18 protein-coding genes and 1 tRNA gene are annotated in these 18,264 nt (G+C 59.7%); 14 read left to right on the forward strand and 5 right to left on the reverse strand.

Translation table 11 applies throughout. The features are described 5' to 3' along the window. Positions 1–61 precede the first annotated feature (61 nt). Positions 62–1,009 carry a LysR family transcriptional regulator gene (locus AC07W7_RS16265; protein WP_076964089.1) on the reverse strand — a complete coding sequence of 316 codons (948 nt, stop codon included), beginning with the start codon at positions 1,007–1,009 and terminating at the stop codon, positions 62–64. Between the two features lie 80 nt (positions 1,010–1,089). On the opposite strand from AC07W7_RS16265, the gene AC07W7_RS16270 reads away from it, so the two are divergent. Next, positions 1,090–2,415, forward strand: a complete 1,326-nt coding sequence (locus tag AC07W7_RS16270) for an MFS transporter (protein ID WP_495039700.1) — start codon at positions 1,090–1,092, stop codon at positions 2,413–2,415. 33 nt (positions 2,416–2,448) lie between these two features. Further along, on the forward strand, positions 2,449–3,381 hold the full coding sequence (locus tag AC07W7_RS16275; RefSeq protein ID WP_076964091.1) for a carbon-nitrogen hydrolase family protein: 933 nt from the start codon (positions 2,449–2,451) through the stop codon (positions 3,379–3,381). Between the two features lie 95 nt (positions 3,382–3,476). On the opposite strand, the gene AC07W7_RS16280 is transcribed toward AC07W7_RS16275, so the two are convergent. Together AC07W7_RS16280 and AC07W7_RS16285 are read right to left on the reverse strand one after the other, a co-directional pair. Next, positions 3,477–4,631 (reverse strand): Fic family protein, encoded by a 1,155-nt coding sequence (locus AC07W7_RS16280; RefSeq protein WP_495039701.1) that lies wholly within the window; start codon positions 4,629–4,631, stop codon positions 3,477–3,479. A 405-nt stretch (positions 4,632–5,036) separates the two neighbouring features. Further along, positions 5,037–5,113, reverse strand: a tRNA-Met gene (locus tag AC07W7_RS16285). A gap of 533 nt (positions 5,114–5,646) precedes the next feature. Between AC07W7_RS16285 and AC07W7_RS16290 the strand changes: the two genes are divergently transcribed. Next, positions 5,647–6,864, forward strand: coding sequence for an MFS transporter (locus tag AC07W7_RS16290; RefSeq protein WP_076965156.1), 1,218 nt, complete (start codon positions 5,647–5,649; stop codon positions 6,862–6,864). A 38-nt stretch (positions 6,865–6,902) separates the two neighbouring features. Here AC07W7_RS16290 and AC07W7_RS16295 read toward each other — a convergent pair whose 3' ends face one another. Further along, on the reverse strand, positions 6,903–7,454 hold the full coding sequence (locus AC07W7_RS16295) for an RNA polymerase sigma factor (protein WP_076965157.1): 552 nt from the start codon (positions 7,452–7,454) through the stop codon (positions 6,903–6,905). Positions 7,455–7,715: 261 nt separating this feature from the next. On the opposite strand from AC07W7_RS16295, the gene sctW reads away from it, so the two are divergent. From sctW to sctU, 11 genes are read left to right on the forward strand one after another with little or no spacing between them, the layout of a single operon-like run. Continuing rightward, positions 7,716–8,807: a type III secretion system gatekeeper subunit SctW gene (gene sctW / locus AC07W7_RS16300; RefSeq protein ID WP_169899017.1), complete on the forward strand. Its 1,092-nt coding sequence runs from the start codon at positions 7,716–7,718 to the stop codon at positions 8,805–8,807. After that, the gene (gene sctV / locus AC07W7_RS16305; RefSeq protein ID WP_076965159.1) at positions 8,804–10,900 is read left to right on the forward strand and encodes a type III secretion system export apparatus subunit SctV; all 2,097 of its coding nucleotides are present in this window, start codon (positions 8,804–8,806) and stop codon (positions 10,898–10,900) included. The genes sctW and sctV overlap by 4 nt, the downstream gene beginning before the upstream one ends. Positions 10,901–10,945: 45 nt before the next feature. Further along, a complete protein-coding gene (locus AC07W7_RS16310) occupies positions 10,946–11,851 on the forward strand; it encodes an FHA domain-containing protein (protein WP_495039702.1) in 906 nt (301 codons plus the stop codon). After that, a complete protein-coding gene (locus AC07W7_RS16315; protein ID WP_169899013.1) occupies positions 11,848–13,206 on the forward strand; it encodes a FliI/YscN family ATPase in 1,359 nt (452 codons plus the stop codon). Before AC07W7_RS16310 ends, AC07W7_RS16315 begins: the two co-directional genes overlap by 4 nt. Then, positions 13,193–13,618, forward strand: a complete 426-nt coding sequence (gene sctO / locus AC07W7_RS16320; protein WP_169899011.1) for a type III secretion system stalk subunit SctO — start codon at positions 13,193–13,195, stop codon at positions 13,616–13,618. The genes AC07W7_RS16315 and sctO overlap by 14 nt, the downstream gene beginning before the upstream one ends. Next, entirely contained in the window at positions 13,615–14,073 is a 459-nt protein-coding gene (locus AC07W7_RS16325) for a type III secretion system HrpP C-terminal domain-containing protein (protein ID WP_090412805.1), read from the forward strand. Before sctO ends, AC07W7_RS16325 begins: the two co-directional genes overlap by 4 nt. Then, positions 14,070–15,092, forward strand: a complete 1,023-nt coding sequence (locus AC07W7_RS16330) for a FliM/FliN family flagellar motor switch protein (RefSeq protein ID WP_076965164.1) — start codon at positions 14,070–14,072, stop codon at positions 15,090–15,092. The genes AC07W7_RS16325 and AC07W7_RS16330 overlap by 4 nt, the downstream gene beginning before the upstream one ends. Then, positions 15,089–15,742: a type III secretion system export apparatus subunit SctR gene (sctR, locus tag AC07W7_RS16335; protein ID WP_076965165.1), complete on the forward strand. Its 654-nt coding sequence runs from the start codon at positions 15,089–15,091 to the stop codon at positions 15,740–15,742. Before AC07W7_RS16330 ends, sctR begins: the two co-directional genes overlap by 4 nt. Before the next feature lie 7 nt (positions 15,743–15,749). Further along, entirely contained in the window at positions 15,750–16,013 is a 264-nt protein-coding gene (sctS, locus tag AC07W7_RS16340) for a type III secretion system export apparatus subunit SctS (protein WP_032857802.1), read from the forward strand. Between the two features lie 10 nt (positions 16,014–16,023). Beyond that, on the forward strand, positions 16,024–16,809 hold the full coding sequence (gene sctT / locus AC07W7_RS16345) for a type III secretion system export apparatus subunit SctT (protein ID WP_076965166.1): 786 nt from the start codon (positions 16,024–16,026) through the stop codon (positions 16,807–16,809). Next, entirely contained in the window at positions 16,806–17,903 is a 1,098-nt protein-coding gene (sctU, locus tag AC07W7_RS16350) for a type III secretion system export apparatus subunit SctU (RefSeq protein ID WP_495039703.1), read from the forward strand. Before sctT ends, sctU begins: the two co-directional genes overlap by 4 nt. Here sctU and AC07W7_RS16355 read toward each other — a convergent pair. Beyond that, positions 17,900–18,262, reverse strand: a complete 363-nt coding sequence (locus AC07W7_RS16355; RefSeq protein ID WP_169899000.1) for a transcriptional regulator — start codon at positions 18,260–18,262, stop codon at positions 17,900–17,902. The genes sctU and AC07W7_RS16355 overlap by 4 nt on opposite strands. Positions 18,263–18,264: the final 2 nt, after the last annotated feature.

Below are 18,264 nucleotides of genomic sequence, written 5' to 3' on the forward strand. Positions count from 1 at the left end.
ATCACGGCAGCGGGCAGGCTTTTCGACGCGCAGGGTTTTGCCTTAAACGGGCTGCCCTTTGCTAGACCGAGGTCAACGTTCCTCGCTGTAACTCCTGGGTCGTCTCCAGGATGAAATTGCGCAACCAGCGATTGTGCAGGTCGTCGTTGCGCTCTACGTCCCAGATCATGAACACGCGAAAAGCCGGTACGAAGATCGGCACCGGGCTGACGGTCAGGCGCGCGATCCTGGCGTAGGACAGCGCCGCAAACGTTGGCAGGGTGGCGATTACGTCGCTGTGAACCAGGGTGGCCAGCGCTCCTGAAAAGTGGGTAAAGGACGCCGAAACCCGGCGTGAGATCCCTTCGCTTTCCAGCAGATCATCCACAAAACCGCGCCGGCCATCAAAGGACACCCGTACATGCTCGTGCTTCAAGTATTCCTCACGGGTGAGCGGGCTTTGAATGTTCAGGCGCGGGCCGTCGTACAGGCATGAATAGGACGATGAGAACAAGACCTGGGAGGAGTAGTGAGAGGTGAACTCCTTGGGTTCGGAGCACAGCACCATATCGATATCCGGGTCGGCCAGGGCGGTTTTCCAGAGGGAGCTGTTGGTCTGGTGGAAGGCAAAGTTCACAGAAAGCCCCTTGGCGCGAGCTTCGTTGACCAGCCTGGGCGAGAGGTAGCTTTCAATGTCATCCGACAACGCAATGTTGAAGGTTCGGCTTGATGACTCGGCGGCAAACAGGGGTTGCCGGTCGATGATGGCGCTGACCGCCGTCAGCGCTTGCACGACCTTCGGCGCGATCTCCAAGGCGCGGCGCGTCGGGACCATGCCCGCGCCGGTACGGATAAACAAATCATCATGAAACTGCTCGCGCAACCGTTTGAGCGACGAGCTGACGGCACCCTGCGTCACGTGCAGCACCGCCGCCGTCCGGGTCACACTCCGCTCACTCATCAGGCACTGAAAGATGACCAGGAGGTTAAGGTCGATCCGGCTAATATTAGTAACTCTAATCATGGGCATCTTTCGTATTCGTTTGATTAATTTGCCTTGGGATTCTTAAGCTCAACTCAAGCCAATACAACAAAAATAGGATGCTCTGTATGGAAAAGATGATAGTGCAGCCACAAAGCGCTGATCAGACCGTTGCCCCTGACGAGGGTGCTGAACTGCGCAAACGGGCGATTGCCGTGGGTATCGGTAATTTCATGGAGTGGTTCGACTTTGCCATTTATGGCTATTTCGCGGCCGTGATCGGACAAATTTTTTTCCCCTCCACAGCGCCAGGCGTTTCGCTGTTGTCGTCGCTGGCGGTGTTTGCCGTGGGGTTTCTTTCTCGGCCACTGGGGGCCGTCGTACTGGGGCCGATCGGTGACAAACTTGGCCGGCGTGCGGTATTGATCATCACGGTGTTCGGGATGGGGCTGACGACCACCTTGATAGGCTTGTTGCCAGGCTACGCCTCTATCGGTATCGCCGCTCCGGTCCTGCTCGTGGCGCTGCGCTTCTTGCAAGGGATGATGGTGGGGGGCGAGTGGTCAAGCGCGGGCATCTACATCGTCGAAAGTGCGCCGGCCAATCGTCGGGCCTCGGCGGCCAGCGTGATTACCGCGACCGCGGGCGCGGCATTTCTCTTTGGCACCGCGATTGCGGCCGTCATCAACAGTTCGTTATCTAGCGAAGAAGTGATGCAGTGGGGTTGGCGCATTCCTTTCGTCGCTTCCATCCTGATGGCCGGCGTGGCCATGTATATCCGCCGCAAGCTAGGCGATACGCCGGTCTACGCCGAACTCGAACGCAAGCGTGCCAATAACACCCTGGAAACGGTATCTGCCCAGGTGAAGTGGCGGGCCTTTGTGATTTCGTTTGCCTTCGCCGCCCTGTTCGGGGTTTCGCTGTACTACTTCATCACCTACGCCAATACCCACCTGACACAAACCGTTGGCCTTGGCAAACCGACGGCCCTGTGGCTGTGTAGCGCGGCGCTGGTGGTCTACACGCTGATCAACCCGATTGTTGGGCGCCTAAGCGATCGTTTCGGTCGCCGTCCCTTTGTGCTGACGGCGGCACTGGGGCTGACCGTGCTGGCTTATCCGGTGTTTTTGTTGATGAACACCGGCAATTACATCGCGATTCTGGCGGGGTTGTTGATCATGGCGGTGCTGGTGGCAATTACTGCCGTGATGGATGTGGTGTTGCTGGTCGAGGTGTTTCCTGCGTCCATCCGCTCCACCGGCGCGGCGGTTGGGCACAACGTGGCATTGGCGTTGCTGGCAGGCCCCGGTCCGTTTATTGCGGTGGCGTTGATCCAGGCCACCCACAACCCAAATATTCCGGCGATGTACCTGGCGGGTGTCTCGCTGGTCTGCTTCATCGTTCTGTGGTTCCTGCTGCCTGAGACCAAAGATCGGGACATCACTCGTGGCTAACCCCGCCACGTTCTATTGATACGAGGGAAACTCATGTTCAAAGCAGCCGTTGTTCAAGCATCGTCTATTCCGTTTGAGCCCTATTTGAGCGCCGAGAAAGCCGCCGGGCTCATTCGAGAGGCCGCCGAAAAGGGCGCCGCGTTGGTGGTGTTTCCCGAGGCGTTCTTGGGGGGATACCCTAAGGGCGCTGCCTTCGGCACCGTCGTCGGCAGTCGCAACGACACTGGTCGTGCGCACTTTCAGCGCTACATGGACGGCTCGATCACCCAGGACGGCCCGGAGTTGGCGCGCCTTGGCGAGGTGGTGAATGAAACCGGGGTGCATGTGGTGATGGGCATTATTGAGCGTGTAGGGCGAACGCTGTATTGCTCATCCGTGACATTGGCGCCCGGCAAAGGTATTGCCGGCTATCACCGCAAGCTCATGCCGACCGGGCAGGAACGGATCATCTGGGGGTTTGGCGATGGCTCCAGCATTGCCCCGGTGGACACGCCGCTCGGTCGAATCGGGACTGTGATTTGTTGGGAAAACTACATGCCCGCCTTGCGCCAGGCCATGTATGCACAAGGCACCGAGATCTACTGCACGCCCACTGCCGATGACCGCCCGACCTGGGCCTCCTCCATGGTACATATTGCCGTGGAAGGGCGGGTGCATGTGCTCTCGGCCTGCCAGGCAATCACCCTGGCCGAGTACCCGGCACACTACCGTGACGACTTTGCCCTGGAGGCTCAAGACAGCGACTACATCATGCACGGCGGCAGCATGATCGTAAGCCCGGCGGGTCAAGTGCTGGCGGGGCCGGTATTTGACCAGGAAACCATTCTCTACGCCGATATCGACCTGTCCGCGGGACTGGCCAGTAACCTCGACTTCGACGTCTGCGGCCACTATTCCCGCCCCGAAGTGTTTCAGCTCAAGGTCAACACTGCACCGATGCAGCCTGTGGTGTTTGACGCAAGCTAAGACGCAAGGCTGCGTATAGGGAGACAAGAAAGCCCGCACTAAGCGGGCTTCTTGAGGTGATTCATAGACGGCTGTGGGCCTCTTTAAACCGATGCTTATGGATTTTCCAGCGGCCCAGGTATGAACCCTTCGCCCCTGAGGGACTTAATGACACCTCGAATCAGATAGTTATTAGAAAAACCGATTGTGTACTGCCTCGCGCCTGCGTTTAGCGGTAAAAGCATCCCTTGGTCTACCAGTTTTTTGATCAGGTAAGTCCGTTGATTGCTCGACTGCCGAGGGAGTACGGAGGCTATATCTGCAGATTTTACGACCTTCAATTTTATTGCGGCCGACAGCACTGCCTCTTCCGTCCCCGTGATCCATTCTCTTTCCCTTGCGAAGGCCACAGCAGGGACAAGTATGCATTGGGTCAGATATGCGTAGTCGGTGAGGCGATCGACTTTCTCCAGCTCATCACGAATGCCTTCCAGCACGTATGTACACCACTCCTCTAGCCCTTCCTTTGTGCCTTTGTCGGCGGTGGCAAGCATTGCGTAATAGCGCTCACGGTCATTGCAGAATACGGCTGTAGGATTGAGGACGCGGCCGCCTGCGTTGACGTTGAAACCATACTTTATCAGGAGAGCATAGGTCAGCAGTCTTACCACGCGGCCATTGCCATTGCCGAATGGATGTATCCATCCAAACCTATGGTGAGCGAGCGCAACCTTCATGAGGCCGTATTTCGGAGAGTCTTCGTGATTCACGAATTCGACAAGTTCCTGCATGTAGGCTTGAACCTGGATGAAATCGGGAGGCAGATGATCAGACTGGGATATTCTGACACTCCCGCTGCGATAGGCTCCGGGCGTTTTTTCGCCTTCACGAACCAGATCGTTTACGGTCATCGCGTGAAGCTCTCGAATCATCTGCTCTGTCAGCGCAGCGCCGGGCGTCATGATCTGCTCGATGTAATCCATTGCCTTTTCAATATTGGCAACCTCGCGCAGTTGGTCCGTGTCCTGAGCCTTACCTTCCACCTTGCTATCGATGTAGTCCGCCAAAGTAGTGTGATTGCCTTCTATACGTGCAGAACCGAGGCTTTCCAGCGCATGGAAAAGCGATTTGAGCTGGTAGAACACCGGTAGTGGCGTATCGCCTTCAAGCCTTAGGCGACGTAGGTGCTCCAGTTCACTCAGTACATCGACTAGGTCCGAGTCAAAGGAAGGATTGAGAAGCTCAAGATCGTGATGGGTAAACGTAGGCATATAGAAAAGTATCTCAAGCCAGCCAAAAGATTATCTTGAAAAAAGCCAGGGAAGCCACCGTAATTAAAGGTGTTTGCTTAGCAAGCGCTAAAAATTATCTTGAATTCAGTCTTGAGGCAACTCAAAAGTGAGTAATGAATAAGTGACAAATCTCGGTAGTTAGCGGGGGTTCCATGGCGAGGACGCGCTATCGGCAGGCCCGCCAATGCGGTATTGGAAAGGGGGCGGCGTTTTATCTCGGATCGCTTCATTTGGGCTTGTGTCCCCTCGGTTCAATTATTTTTCGAGGAGACACAGAGGGGAATAGGGGATACAAGCAGAGACAGCCAGAAACAAGAAAGCCCGCACTAGGCGGGCTTCTTGAGGTGATTCATAGACTGCTGTAGACGTCTATGGATCGGTACTTGGTGGCTACACAGGGACTTGAACCCCGGACCCCAGCATTATGAATGCTATGCTCTAACCAACTGAGCTATGTAGCCAAGTGGCGCGCATTATTCGCGTAGAACGGGAATGCGTCAAGCGCTTTTTTGAAAATTTATCTACGCTATCAACTGTTTAAGGAAAACGCCGGGTGAAGCGACCCGTGGCAGGGGGGTTACGCTGGTCTTAAGCCTAAGCCGATCAAAGGGTAGGAGCGGGCTTATGTGGGAGTGGGCTTGCCCGCGATGGCTGAGTATCAGTCGATACATTAGTTGGCTGATCCACCGTGATCGTGAGCAAGCCCACATTTGATTTGGGGTGTTCTAGCGTCCGCGTACGGGGGCAGGCAGGTGTTGTAGAACAGGGCGTCTTCAACGCTGCCACCGCCCCCCACCAGGCACAAGGCGAAGGATGCTCTAGGAAAGGTCCCTCAAGTTAAAGGGATTCATCTTGCTGGCCCTTTACAAACCGTGACCGCTGCATCGATTCACCTACTCGTTAGCCTGCTAACGGGATAGCCTTCCTGCCCACAAAAATGGCACATTGTCGCACCTGCACCTGTGCATCCATCTGCTGTACGGAAACGTTCCTCATGGCTCTTACCAATTCCCAGCCTTCAGTGGCTACGACGCCGGCCGCGGCGCAATCCAGCCCGTTGGTCATGCGTATCATCGGCGCCGTGGCACTGGCGCACTTGATCAATGACTTGATCCAGGCGGTATTGCCGTCGATCTATCCCATGCTCAAGCAAAGTTATGGCCTGACCTTTACCCAGGTCGGCCTGATTACCCTGACGTTCCAGCTCACGGCCTCGTTGCTCCAGCCGTGGGTGGGGTATTACACCGATCGCCATCCCAAGCCGTTCCTGTTGCCCTGTGGGATGATCTGTACGCTGGTGGGGATTTTGATGATGTCCCAGGTCGGCAGTTTCCCGCTGATCCTGCTGGCGGCGGCGTTGATCGGCATTGGCTCCTCGACCTTCCACCCGGAAGCCTCCCGCGTGGCGCGCCTGGCCTCGGGTGGGCGCTATGGCCTGGCGCAATCGACGTTCCAGGTGGGCGGTAACGTTGGTTCCGCGTTTGGCCCGTTGCTGGCGGCGGCGATCATTATTCCGTTTGGCCAGGGCAATGTGGCCTGGTTTGGCCTGTTCGCGGTGTTTGCCCTGGGGGTGCTGTATGCGATCAGCCGTTGGTACCGCAACCATCTGAACCTGTTCAAGCTCAAGCAGGGCCAGGCCGCCACCCATGGCCTGTCGAAAAACCGCGTGCTCGGCGCGCTGGTGGTGCTGGGGCTGTTGGTGTTTTCCAAATACTTCTACATGGCCAGCTTCACCAGTTACTTCACCTTTTACCTGATCGAGAAGTTCGACCTGTCGGTGGCCAGTTCCCAGTTGCACCTGTTCCTGTTCCTCGGTGCGGTGGCGGCGGGCACGTTCTTTGGTGGGCCGATTGGCGACAAGATCGGCCGCAAGGCGGTGATCTGGTTTTCGATCCTCGGTGTGGCGCCGTTCACCTTGCTGTTGCCCCATGTGGACCTGTTCTGGACCAGCGTACTCAGTGTGGTGATCGGTTTTATCCTGGCCTCGGCGTTCTCGGCGATTGTGGTGTACGCGCAGGAGCTGGTGCCGGGCAACGTAGGAATGATCGCCGGAGTGTTCTTTGGCCTGATGTTCGGGTTTGGCGGGATTGGCGCGGCGTTACTGGGCTACCTGGCAGATATCCACGGCATCGAGTACGTGTACACGCTGTGCTCGTTCCTGCCGCTGCTCGGGGTGCTGGCGATTCTGTTGCCGCGTTCGAAAAAAGCCTGAAGCCGGGAGGTGCGCCCTATCCCTGGGCGATCCCTCTCCTACTGGAACGGGTGAGATTTTGTCGCACGTTTCAACTGCTCCCGTGCCCGCGACAGGCGGGAGCGGACGGTGCCAATCGGGATCTCCAGGGCATTGGCGGTGTCCTGGTAGCTGCCGTCGGTTTCCAGTGAGGCATACAAGGTGTTGCGCATTTCCAGGGGCAGGTGCTGGATTGCATTGAGGGTGTTTTCCAGCCGGCGATTGATCTCGAATTGGCGGGCCAGGTCCTGCTCTTCGTTCTGCCCGTGGGACAGCGATTCATCGAACTCGCAATGCACCGGCTTGGCATAGATGCGGCGAAAGTGATTGCGGATCAAATTCAGCGCGATCCCGCACATCCAGGTGCTCAGTGACGCCTGTGCGCTGAAGTGATGCCGGTTGCGCCAGGCCTCCAGGTACGTCAGTTGCACGATATCGTCCGCATCCTCCGGGTTCAGTACGCGCTTATGAATGAACCTGCGCAGGCGTTTGTGGTGGTCGTCGGACAGATCCTGGATGGATTGGCCAGGGTCTCGGGGAAGATTTACTAAAACACTGATAGGGATATCCATGATTTTTCCTCAGGGTATAAGCAGTCGAAATGGTTTCGACGAGAACCCTGTTAGCACCGCTTGTGCCAAGCGCGGAAAGTCTCTATCTAGTTGATAAATTTAAGGAAATATCTTGTTTTAGGTGTTTTTTTTGCAATGCCTTGCACAAAGCACCGTGGGTTTGTGCCGGTATTTTCATCACGCGTGCCAAGCGGATGAAGATGGAACTGTATCGAGCGTTCCAGCCACACAAGGATACGAATCTCTTGTCCTGGCACTCCCATGAAAGTCGATCCCAACCTCGATGTGCAAAATCACCCACCGCTGAGTCAATCCGCACCTGTACGGATAGAGGGTGGGCAACCTCCACAGGTCAATACGCCGGCCGTTGACGATCTCAGTACGCTGTTCGCGCAAGAGGTCGAGTTCCACGGCAAGGCGTTGGGGCAGCGCCAATTGGGCTTGCGCCCCATGCCCGCCGAGCAGTTGACCCAGCTCTATGAGCAACTGGGGCATCCGGCCCAGGCGAAAATGGCGACCGTCGCCCGTAATATCCGCACCCAGTTGCTGCTTGGCGCCAGCGTCGGCAAGGTGATGGATATCTCCGGCAACGATCCGGCGCGGGCCTATGTGGTGCTCAAGCACGTGGCGCTTCAGGCGGATACCGAGGGGCGTACCACAGAGGCTAATCTGGCACGCCGCTCCCTGGCTGACCTGGAGGCTGACTACAAGCCGCAGATCCAGGCGGGCCTGAATACCGCGATGGCGTTGCAGGCGGGCAGTGATGACCCGCAGATGCGCCAGGCTGTGCGCAGCATGTATTACACCAGCGTGGTCGAGACTCAATCGCTGGCGAACCTGATGAGTTCGCTGTTGGGGCTGTACGGTGAAGACCGCTTCGAGTCCGGGTTGAGGCTGATCAGAGGGGCCTTGGCCGCTGATGCTGGCGCGGAGAACTCGTCGGTCGACCGGAGCAAGTTGCGATCCTTGCTGCGGAGCCTCGAAGACTGTAACCGATTGAGTGGCGTGCTCGCGAGCTGCAAGACGCTGATCGGGCAGGCCCTTCTGTTGCATCCCGAACTGCACCTGGATCCGGTGGGCTTGTTGCAGCGCATGCTGGGGTATGCAGCCAGCGGTCTGACGCCCCACGAAATCAGGCACCTGGCCCGGGACCTGGGGGGCAATGACCGGGCTCATCAGTTGAGTTTCCTCAGCACCTTTTTCCCGGAGATCAAGGCACTGCCCCTGGCCTGGTGGTGTGATGCAAGGCGTCGTGAAGAGGCCGTGAACAGCTACAAGCAGGTGCTGCATGAATACGCCATGCAGGAGCGAGGCTCGCGGCATACCCATACTTGGCCGGAATTCAAGGCATGAATGCTTTACGGGCAATCAATGCGATGTTGTTGAAGGTTGCACAACGCGCCGAGGTGCTGGGCGCGGTGGTGGTCATGGCCATTGTGTTTATCTTTATCGTGCCGTTGCCCACCTGGCTGGTGGATATCCTGATTGCGGTCAATATCTGTATTTCGTGCCTGCTGATCGTGTTGGCGTTGTACTTGCCGGGGCCGCTGGCCTTTTCCTCGTTCCCGTCGATTCTGCTGCTGACCACCATGTTTCGCCTGGCGTTGTCGATTGCCACCACGCGCCTGATCCTGCTGGAGCAGGACGCCGGTGACATTGTCGAGGCGTTCGGCAACTTTGTGGTAGGCGGCAACCTGGCGGTGGGGTTGGTGATCTTCATGATCCTGACCCTGGTCAACTTCCTGGTGATCACCAAGGGCTCGGAGCGGGTCGCGGAAGTGGCGGCGCGCTTTAGCCTGGATGCAATGCCCGGCAAGCAGATGTCCATTGACAGCGACCTGCGCGCCGGCCTGATCGATGGCAACCAGGCCCGGGACAAGCGTGAGCAACTGTCGCGCGAGAGCCAGTTGTTCGGGGCCATGGACGGGGCCATGAAGTTCGTCAAGGGGGATGCCATCGCCGGGCTGATCATTGTGGTGATCAACTTGCTGGGCGGTTTTGCCACCGGCATGTTCCAGCATGGCATGAGCGCCGCCGACTCCATGGCGTTGTACTCGGTCCTGACCATCGGTGACGGCCTGATCGCGCAGATCCCGGCCCTGCTGATCTCGCTGACAGCCGGCATGATCATCACCCGTGTGGCGCCGTCCGGGCGCAACAAAGGCAGCAACAACATGGGCGCCGAGATTGCCCGGCAGATGACCAGCGAACCCAAGAGCTGGATGATCGCCTCGGTGGGCATGCTCACCTTCGCCACGCTGCCGGGGATGCCCACGGTGGTGTTTATCCTTATTTCATTGATGACCGGCAGCCTCGGTTATTACCTGACGCGCCGGCGCCAGCGCGAGGAACAGTCGCAGGAACCGGTTACCGATAGCGTCCCGCCAGAGCAGAACGGGGTGGAGGACTTGCGTGGTTTTGATCCCTCACGGCCGTACCTGTTGCAGTTTCCGCTGGCCCTGCAGGAGAGCCCGCTGGTTGCGCAAGTGATCCACGGGGTGCGCCAGAGCCGCAATAGCCTGGTCACCCAGATCGGCTTGACGCTACCGCCGTTTGAGGTCGAGTACGCGCCTGCGTTGGCCGACGATGAGTTTCGTTTCTGTGTCCATGAGGTGCCCACGTTGAAGGCGACGCTGGGGCACTGGGTGGGCGTGGAGCTTGCGGCACTGGCCAGCGAGCCTGAAAGCGGGACCCGGGGCCTGGTCGAACGCGACGAGCAGGACTGGATGTGGTTTGCCCCCGATGACCCGGTGCTGGCGGACGAACACCTGGCGCGTTCGACGGCGTACAGCTTGCTCCAGGAGCGCATGACACGGGCGATGCTGCTCAGCGGCCCGCAGTTCCTCGGGATCCAGGAAAGCAAGGCGATTCTCAGTTGGCTGGAGTTCAACCAGCCGGAGTTGGTGCAGGAGCTGCAGCGGATCATGCCGCTGTCGCGTTTTTCGTCGGTATTGCAACGCCTGGCCGGTGAGGGCGTACCGCTACGGGCTGTGCGCCTGATTGTCGAGGCGTTGATCGAACACGGTCAGCATGAGCGTGAACCGGATGCCCTGGCCGACTATGCGCGCATAGCCCTCAAGTCGCAGATCCTGCACCAGTACAGCGAAGCCGACGGCCTGCATGCCTGGCTGCTGTCACCTCACACCGAAAACGTGTTGCGCGATGCCCTGCGCCAGACCCAGACGGGGGTGTTCTTTTCCCTGGATCACGAAAGCAGTGCAGCGTTGGTCAGCCTGCTCAAGCAAGCCTTTGCTGTGCGGCCCAAGAGCAAGAGCGTGCTGCTGGTGGCGCAGGATTTGCGCAGCCCCTTGCGCACCCTGTTGCTGGAGGAGTTCAACCATGTGCCGGTCCTGTCGTTTGCCGAGCTCAGTGCTTCGTCCAAGGTCAAGGTGCTGGGGCGCTTTGATCTGGCTCGGGACGATCTGATGCGCGAGGAGGTGGCATGAGGACGTCGAAGGCTGTTGTCATTCCTGCGGTCATGAGGCCTGGTGATGTTTGAGTTGCGCGTGCTTGATGGTTTGCACCTGGGGGCTGCGCTGCCGCTGTTTGGCGGGCAGTGGCTTATTGGGGCCCACCCGGATGCGGATCTTTCGCTGTATGACGAAGGTATTGCCGAGCGTCATGTGCTGTTGCGTTTTATTGAACAGCGCTGGTCGGTACAGGCCGAAGAAGGGCTGGTGCGGGCCAGCGACGGTCGGCTTCTGGCGCAGATTGCCGACCTGGCACTGGGGACGCCTTTTATGATTGGCAATGTTCGCCTGTGCGTCACCCTGGCCGACCAGCCCTGGCCGCAGGCACCGGTGTCCGCGGCCGTTGCGCCGGCGCCCAGGCCGGCCGGCCAGGCGGGGCCGGCGTTGATGTTGTCCTCGATCTCCGGGTCGCAGCAGAAACGCATGATCAGCCTGGTACTGGTGATTGCCGTGATCATCACGGCGGTGGGCCTGGCCACCACGGGCGACCATGAGGCCCAGGCGTCGTTGATGCCAGTGGAAAGTCAAAAAAACGCGCTGGACTCACCCTACGACGTCCGCCAACAACTGCTGAAAATGCTCAACGAGCGTGAGTTGGGCAATCGGGTCCGCCTGCAGGTGATCAATGGCCAGGTGACCCTTGATGGCGATGTGTCCCAGGACGACGTGGGGTTGGTGTCGCGCATGCTCAATCGTTTTGGCGAGCAGTTCGAGACGTCTGTGCCGGTGATCAGTCGCGTCAGGGAACGCAGCGCCGAGCTGCCGTTCAAGATCCTGCAGATCGTCGGCGGGCCCAATGGCCATGTGGTCCTGGACGAGGGCAGCCGGTTGTTTGTCGGCGATGAAGTGGATGGCTTGCGCCTGGTGTTGATCGATAACAGCAAGGTGGTGTTCGACGGCGTACAGCGTTATGAGGTGCGCTGGTGAGCGCCGAGTTGCAGGCACGCCTGCAAGCCTGGCAGCAAAACCGGGCACAGGCGCTGGCCAATTTCGCGCCGGTCTCGGTGCGTGGGCGGATCCAGCGGGTCAACGGCATGTTGCTGCAATGCCGCTTGCCCGACGCGCGGATCGGCGATTTGTGCCAGGTGGAAAAGTCCACGGGCGACTACATGCTGGCCGAAATTATCGGCTTCGATCAGCAGGATGCGGTGCTCAGTGCCCTGGGCAACCTTGAAGGCGTGCGCGTGGGGGCCAGTGTCGAGCAGTTGGGGGTTGCGCATCGGGTGCGGGTCAGCGATGACCTGCTGGGCCAGGTGCTGGACGGCTTTGGCCGCCCGATTACGGGGGAGGGGGCCAGCGCCTTTGTCGAGGCGCACGCGCAGGACACCAGCCTGGTGTTGTGCGAGGCGCCGCTGCCCACCGAACGTCCGCGGATCAACCGCGCATTGGCCACCGGGGTGCGCTCGATCGATGGCCTGCTGACCCTGGGCGAAGGCCAGCGCGTGGGCCTGTTTGCGGGCGCCGGTTGCGGCAAGACCACCTTGCTCGCGGAGATCGCCCGTAACGTTGACTGCGATGTGATTGTGTTCGGCCTGATTGGCGAACGGGGCCGTGAGTTACGCGAGTTTCTCGATCACGAGTTGGATGAGCAACTGCGGGCCAAGGCGGTGCTGGTGTGTTCGACATCCGACCGTTCGAGCATGGAGCGCGCTCGCGCGGCCTTCACCGCGACGGCATTGGCCGAAGGCTACCGACGCAAGGGCAAGCGGGTCTTGCTGCTGATCGACTCCCTGACCCGTTTTGCCCGGGCCCAGCGCGAGATCGGCCTGGCCGCCGGCGAACCGCTGGGGCGTGGCGGCCTGCCGCCGTCGGTGTACAGCTTGCTGCCGCGCCTGGTGGAGCGCGCAGGGCTGACCCGCGAGGGGGTGATCACGGCGATCTATACGGTGCTGATCGAACAGGACTCCATGAGCGATCCGGTGGCCGATGAAGTGCGCTCGCTGCTCGATGGCCATATCGTCTTGTCGCGCAAATTGGCCGAGCGCGGCCACTACCCGGCGGTGGATGTGCTGGCCAGCCTGTCACGGATTTTGAGCAACGTCGCCGAGCCCGCGCATATCCAGGCCGGGACGGCATTGCGCCGCTTGTTGTCGGCGTACCAGCAGATCGAGCTGATGCTCAAGCTGGGGGAATATCAGCCCGGCAACGATGCCCTGACTGACCTGGCCGTGGACAGCCGCCAGGCGGTGGATGGCTTCCTGCGCCAGGACTTGCGCGAGCCGGCATCGATGCCGATGACCCTCGATCAATTGATGAGCCTGACGACCCATGTCCCTTTCTGAACTCGACACCTTGCGGCGTTTGCGCAGGCATCGCGCCGACCGGGCCGAGCGCGCGTTGCGTGAGGCCAAGCGGCACCAGCAGGCCTTGTTGGCGCAAATCCAGCAGGCGCAGCAAGCGCTTGAGCAGACCCGCCTGGAGGAAATCCAGAAAACCGCAGAGCTGTTGGAGAAGCACCAGGGGCAGGTGCTCTCGCTGTCCCAGCTCAAGGCCTGGGGAACCCAGGAGCGCACCTTGTCCGCCGGGACCCGGCGTGAAGAAGGGCAGTTGCATGAGCTGCATGGTCGGCGTGAAGAGCAGGTGGTGCAGGTCGCCAGTGCGCAGAAGCAGGTGAGCCAATGCCTCAAGGAGGTCGAGAAACTTCAGGAGTTGTCCGTTTTGTTGGCTCAGGAAGACATACAGGAAGAAATATGACGCAAGTTCCAGCAAACAAACCCGAACGCCCGCGTCTGCGTGAGCCTCGGGACGACAGGGAGCCGGTGATGGTGGGCGGCATGGCCAGGGAGCTGGGGCAGCTGTTTACTCATCTGCTTGGCGATAACGAAGAGGGCGCCGGTTACGGCTCAGCGACCATGGGCGCTGCGGCGTCCGCCGATATCTTGATGATTGAAGCCATGACCGGCCAGTTGCTCCCCCAGATCCGTGGAGGGGTGCAATGGCCCTTGCAGGCGTTGCTGTATCTGCCACGCCTGGGGCGGATCAACGCCAGCGTGCGTCGTGAACAGGGGGCCTGGAGCATCGAGTTGGCGGCGGAGCAGGAGCTGACCGCCCGTTGGCTGGGGGGCGTGCGCCAGGGGTGTGAGGAGCGTTTGGCCGAAGGGTTGGGCCAGCCAGTCAATGTGCATCTGGTGCATGTGGGTACGGCATGATCCTGCCGACCTTGGTTATTCCATCGGTCAAAAGCGGCACGGTGGCGGCGAGGCTTCGTTTGGGGCGTGGCTTGCGCATGGCGTTTACGGTCCAGGACCAGCAGGGGGAGTTGCTGCTTGAACCCGGGCGCGCGCCCAGAAGCGCTGCCCCCCTTTACTTCGACAGTGCTTGCGGCCTGCTGGCCTTCAGCGAGCCGGGGCCGATGTTCAGCCTGCTGGGGGAATGCCCGGTGACGCTGGCAGAGGCGGGCAATGATCCGGATTCCTGGTTCTGGGAGCTGTTCCAGCACCACTTGAGCCCTCAGGTGAGTGCTCTTTTTGGTTACCTGCGGCTACGGCCATCTCCGGGAAAACTGAATTTTGGTTGTCGGCTCACGGTGACGTTGGGGCCCTCCAGGGTGGTGGGGTATCTGTTGCTGGCTCCCGAGAGTTTATTGGCGCTGTGTGAAGCGGGGCGCTGGCAACCGACAGCCCAGCCCTTGCCAGCCTCGTTTCAACTGGCGATTGCCGTGACGTTGGGGCGCTTGCAGCTACCCCTGACCCAGGTTCGCAGCCTGCGTGCCGGGGATGTGGTGATGCTGGAACAGGCCTTTTTCGATGTGCACGGCAATGGTCGGCTGGGGCTTGGAAGGCATCGCGTGCATGGGCGCATTGATGATGAATCGGGGCCTATGTGCCTGACACTTATATCTATCGAGGACACGTCTGTGGACGAGGATCTTTCAGCACAACATTACTCAGGGTATGACGAGCATGATCCTGATGAACCCGTGGTAGATGTTTTTGGCCATGAGCCTTTCGATGAGTTGAGCATGGCCTTGAATGTGCGCTGCGGGACTCTGAACCTGACCCTTGGGGAGCTGCGCAACCTGGCCCCCGGCGCGGTGCTGAGCATCGCGGGCTACGCCCCGGGCATGGCAGGGCTTTACTACGGCGACCGACCGATTGGCCAGGGCCAGTTGGTGGAGGTGGATGGGCGCCTGGGTTTGCAGTTGTCCCGTGTGATTTTCGCACGATGATGCTGCAGGGGATTGACCCCCTTATCCTGGCGCTGTTTCTCGGCGCATTGTCGTTGATGCCCATGTTGTTGGTGGTGTGCACGTCCTTTCTGAAAATCGTGATTGTGCTGATGATTACCCGTAACGCGATTGGCGTGCAGCAAGTACCGCCGAGTATGGCGTTGAACGGTATCGCGCTGGCGGCGACTCTGTTCATCATGGCGCCGGTGGGCTACGCCATTGCCGAGAACGTCAAGCAGTCCCCTGTAGACCTGAGCAATGTGCAGCGTCTGCAGGAAACGGGGCTTGTGGCCATCGAGCCGCTGCGCCTGTTCATGACCCGCAACACCGACCCCGACATCCTGACCCACCTGGTGGAAAACACCGCACGCATGTGGCCGCCGGAGATGGCGCAAAACGCCCACCGTGACGACTTCATATTGCTGATCCCGGCCTATGTGATCTCGCAATTGCAGGCGGGGTTTGAAATCGGCTTTTTGATCTATATCCCCTTCATCGTCATCGACCTGATTGTCTCCAACCTGCTGCTGGCTTTGGGCATGCAGATGGTCTCGCCGATGACTATTTCCCTACCCCTGAAATTGCTCCTGTTCGTATTGGTTTCCGGGTGGTCGCGGTTGCTCGACAGCCTGTTCCTTTCTTATCTGTGAGGGGCCTATGGAACCGATCGTACTGTTCAAGCAAGGCATGCTGCTGGTGGTGGTGCTCTCGGCACCACCGCTGATCGTCGCGGTGATCGTTGGGGTGATGACATCCCTGGTGCAGGCCCTGATGCAGATACAGGACCAGACGCTGCCCTTTGGGATCAAGCTGGTGGCCGTCGGCATCACCCTGATATTGACGGGGCGCTGGATTGGCGTGGAGTTGATTCAACTGATCAATATGACCTTTGACATGATTGCCCGCTCGGCACTGAACTGAGGAACAACCTTTGCTCCTTTACCTTGAGTTTTTGCCCAGCCTGTTGATCAGTATGGCGCGCATCTACCCGTGCATGTTCCTGGTGCCGGCGTTTTGTTTCCAGCATGTGCGGGGGATGACCCGGCACACGATTGTGATGGTGGTGGCCTTGTTCCCCGCGCCCGGCATTCACGCCGCGTTGATGGGCAAGGATTACTCTGCGCTGCTGCTTGCCGGGCTGGTTCTCAAGGAATCGGTCCTGGGCCTGTTGCTGGGCGTTTTGCTGTTCATGCCGTTCTGGATGGTCGAGTCGGTCGGTGCGTTGCTTGACAACCAGCGCGGCGCCCTGGCCGGCGGGCAGCTCAACCCCTCGCTGGGACCGGATGCGACACCGGTCGGGCATCTGTTCAAGCAGTTGGCGATTTTTCTGTTGATCACGACCCTCGGGCTGGGGGCGTTGACACAGGTGATCTGGGACAGCTATCTGATCTGGCCACCCACGGCCTGGGTGCCACTGCTCGCCGTCAACGGCTTCAGTGTGTTCCTGGGGCTGCTCGGCGATACCTTCGTGCACATGATGCTCTACGCGGCGCCGTTTATCGCGGTGCTGTTGCTGCTGGAGTTCGGCTTTGCCTTGCTGGGGCTCTACAGCCCGCAGCTGCAGGTATCGACCCTGGCCATGCCGGCCAAGAGCCTGGCAGGCTTGGCCTTTTTAATCCTGTACTTTCCCCTGTTATCGGATCTGATCGCCGGGCGCATGGGCTTGCTGTTAGACCTCAAGCACTCGCTGGGCCACATGTTTGGGGGCGGGCCATGAGCGATTCCGGCGAGAAAAAACACGCGGCAACCCCCAAGAAGCTCAAGGACCAACGCAAGAAAGGCCAGGTTGCACAAAGCCAGGATGTGCCCAAGTTGCTGGTGCTCACCGCGATCAGCGAGATTGCCTTGCTCACCGCCGAAACCAGCATGCAGCGCTTCCAGCAGTTGATGGCGTTGCCGTTTTCGCGCATGGGCCAACCGTTTGTTCGCGCCCTGGAAGAAGTGTTGATGGATGGCCTGGTGGTTTTTTTCTCGTTTGGCCTGTTGATGTGCGCGGTGGCGATCGCGACGAAACTGATCAGCAGTTGGATGCAGTTCGGCTTCCTGTTTGCCCCGGAAAGCCTGAAACCGGATTTCAATCGCCTCAATCCACTGAACCAGCTCAAGCAGATGTTTTCCGCCCAGTCGGTGATCAACCTGTTGATGGGGCTGGGCAAGGCATTGCTGCTCTCGGTGATCCTGTATGTGGTCATCACCCCCTCTTTGCAGGTGTTGATCAACCTGGCCACCAGCGATCTGCAGAGCTATATCGTGGCGCTGATTACCTTGTTCCGCCACTTGCTGCATGCCTGCCTGGGGCTGTTGCTGGTGCTCGCGCTGATCGACCTGGCCATGCAGAAATACTTCTTTGCCAAGCGCATGCGCATGACCCAGGTGGAGGTGGTCAAGGAGTACAAGGACATGGAGGGCGACCCCCACGTCAAGGGCCAGCGCCGCTCCCTGGCCTACCAACTCGCCCAGGAAGAACCCAAGGTCAAGCTGCCCAAGCTGGAAGAGTCCGACATGCTGGTGGTCAACCCTACGCACTTTGCCGTGGCGCTGTACTACCGGCCGGGTAAAACCCCGCTGCCGATGTTGGTGGATAAAGGTACGGACACCCGGGCCCGCCAGTTGATTGAGCGGGCCAAGGCCGCCGATGTGCCGGTGATCCAGTGCGTATGGTTGGCGCGCATGCTGTATGAGCGCAAGCTCGGTGCGCCCATTCCCCGGGAGACCTTGCAGGCGGTTGCGATCATCTATCGTACCTTGCGCACCCTGGATGATGAGGCCAAGCGCCAGACCCTGGAGTTACCGGAGCTTGCGCGCCGCTAGGGCGCGCGGTGTACATCCAGGGTTTCGAGCCGGGCCAGGGAAAGCAGGCGGCTGAGGATGTCATCGGGTGAGCGGCCATTGGGCGCCAAGGCATGCCAGATCACCAGGCTGCCGTTGGCATCGAGGAACACAAAGCACCCGTCGAACACCGTCGCGTGTTCAAAGCGCCGCTCCAGCACCCGCTCCAACTGGCCGGCCTGCAATGCCTCAGGCGCAATCTGCAGGGCCAGGCCGGGTTGCGGCCCGGCATTCAAACGGTACAGGCCAATGCCCGGGTGCAGCGAGTGGTAAGCGGCACGGCCGCTCACCAGGTCTTCCAGAAACCCCTGGCCACGCGAACCTGCGCTGTGTAACCCCATGG

The sequence above is a fragment of the Pseudomonas sp. GW821-FHT01D09 genome, from assembly GCF_059422465.1.

Coding starts and splice junctions, on each gene's coding strand:
- AC07W7_RS16295 (WP_076965157.1), bottom strand. CDS start 7,454: ATGGATATCCCTATCAGTGTTTTAGTAAATCTTCCCCGAGACCCTGGC.
- sctU (WP_495039703.1), top strand. CDS start 16,806: ATGAGCGATTCCGGCGAGAAAAAACACGCGGCAACCCCCAAGAAGCTC.
- AC07W7_RS16265 (WP_076964089.1), bottom strand. CDS start 1,009: ATGCCCATGATTAGAGTTACTAATATTAGCCGGATCGACCTTAACCTC.
- AC07W7_RS16355 (WP_169899000.1), bottom strand. CDS start 18,262: ATGGGGTTACACAGCGCAGGTTCGCGTGGCCAGGGGTTTCTGGAAGAC.
- AC07W7_RS16270 (WP_495039700.1), top strand. CDS start 1,090: ATGGAAAAGATGATAGTGCAGCCACAAAGCGCTGATCAGACCGTTGCC.
- sctO (WP_169899011.1), top strand. CDS start 13,193: ATGTCCCTTTCTGAACTCGACACCTTGCGGCGTTTGCGCAGGCATCGC.
- AC07W7_RS16280 (WP_495039701.1), bottom strand. CDS start 4,631: ATGCCTACGTTTACCCATCACGATCTTGAGCTTCTCAATCCTTCCTTT.
- AC07W7_RS16290 (WP_076965156.1), top strand. CDS start 5,647: ATGGCTCTTACCAATTCCCAGCCTTCAGTGGCTACGACGCCGGCCGCG.
- AC07W7_RS16325 (WP_090412805.1), top strand. CDS start 13,615: ATGACGCAAGTTCCAGCAAACAAACCCGAACGCCCGCGTCTGCGTGAG.
- AC07W7_RS16310 (WP_495039702.1), top strand. CDS start 10,946: ATGTTTGAGTTGCGCGTGCTTGATGGTTTGCACCTGGGGGCTGCGCTG.
- sctW (WP_169899017.1), top strand. CDS start 7,716: ATGAAAGTCGATCCCAACCTCGATGTGCAAAATCACCCACCGCTGAGT.
- sctS (WP_032857802.1), top strand. CDS start 15,750: ATGGAACCGATCGTACTGTTCAAGCAAGGCATGCTGCTGGTGGTGGTG.
- AC07W7_RS16275 (WP_076964091.1), top strand. CDS start 2,449: ATGTTCAAAGCAGCCGTTGTTCAAGCATCGTCTATTCCGTTTGAGCCC.
- sctV (WP_076965159.1), top strand. CDS start 8,804: ATGAATGCTTTACGGGCAATCAATGCGATGTTGTTGAAGGTTGCACAA.
- AC07W7_RS16330 (WP_076965164.1), top strand. CDS start 14,070: ATGATCCTGCCGACCTTGGTTATTCCATCGGTCAAAAGCGGCACGGTG.
- sctR (WP_076965165.1), top strand. CDS start 15,089: ATGATGCTGCAGGGGATTGACCCCCTTATCCTGGCGCTGTTTCTCGGC.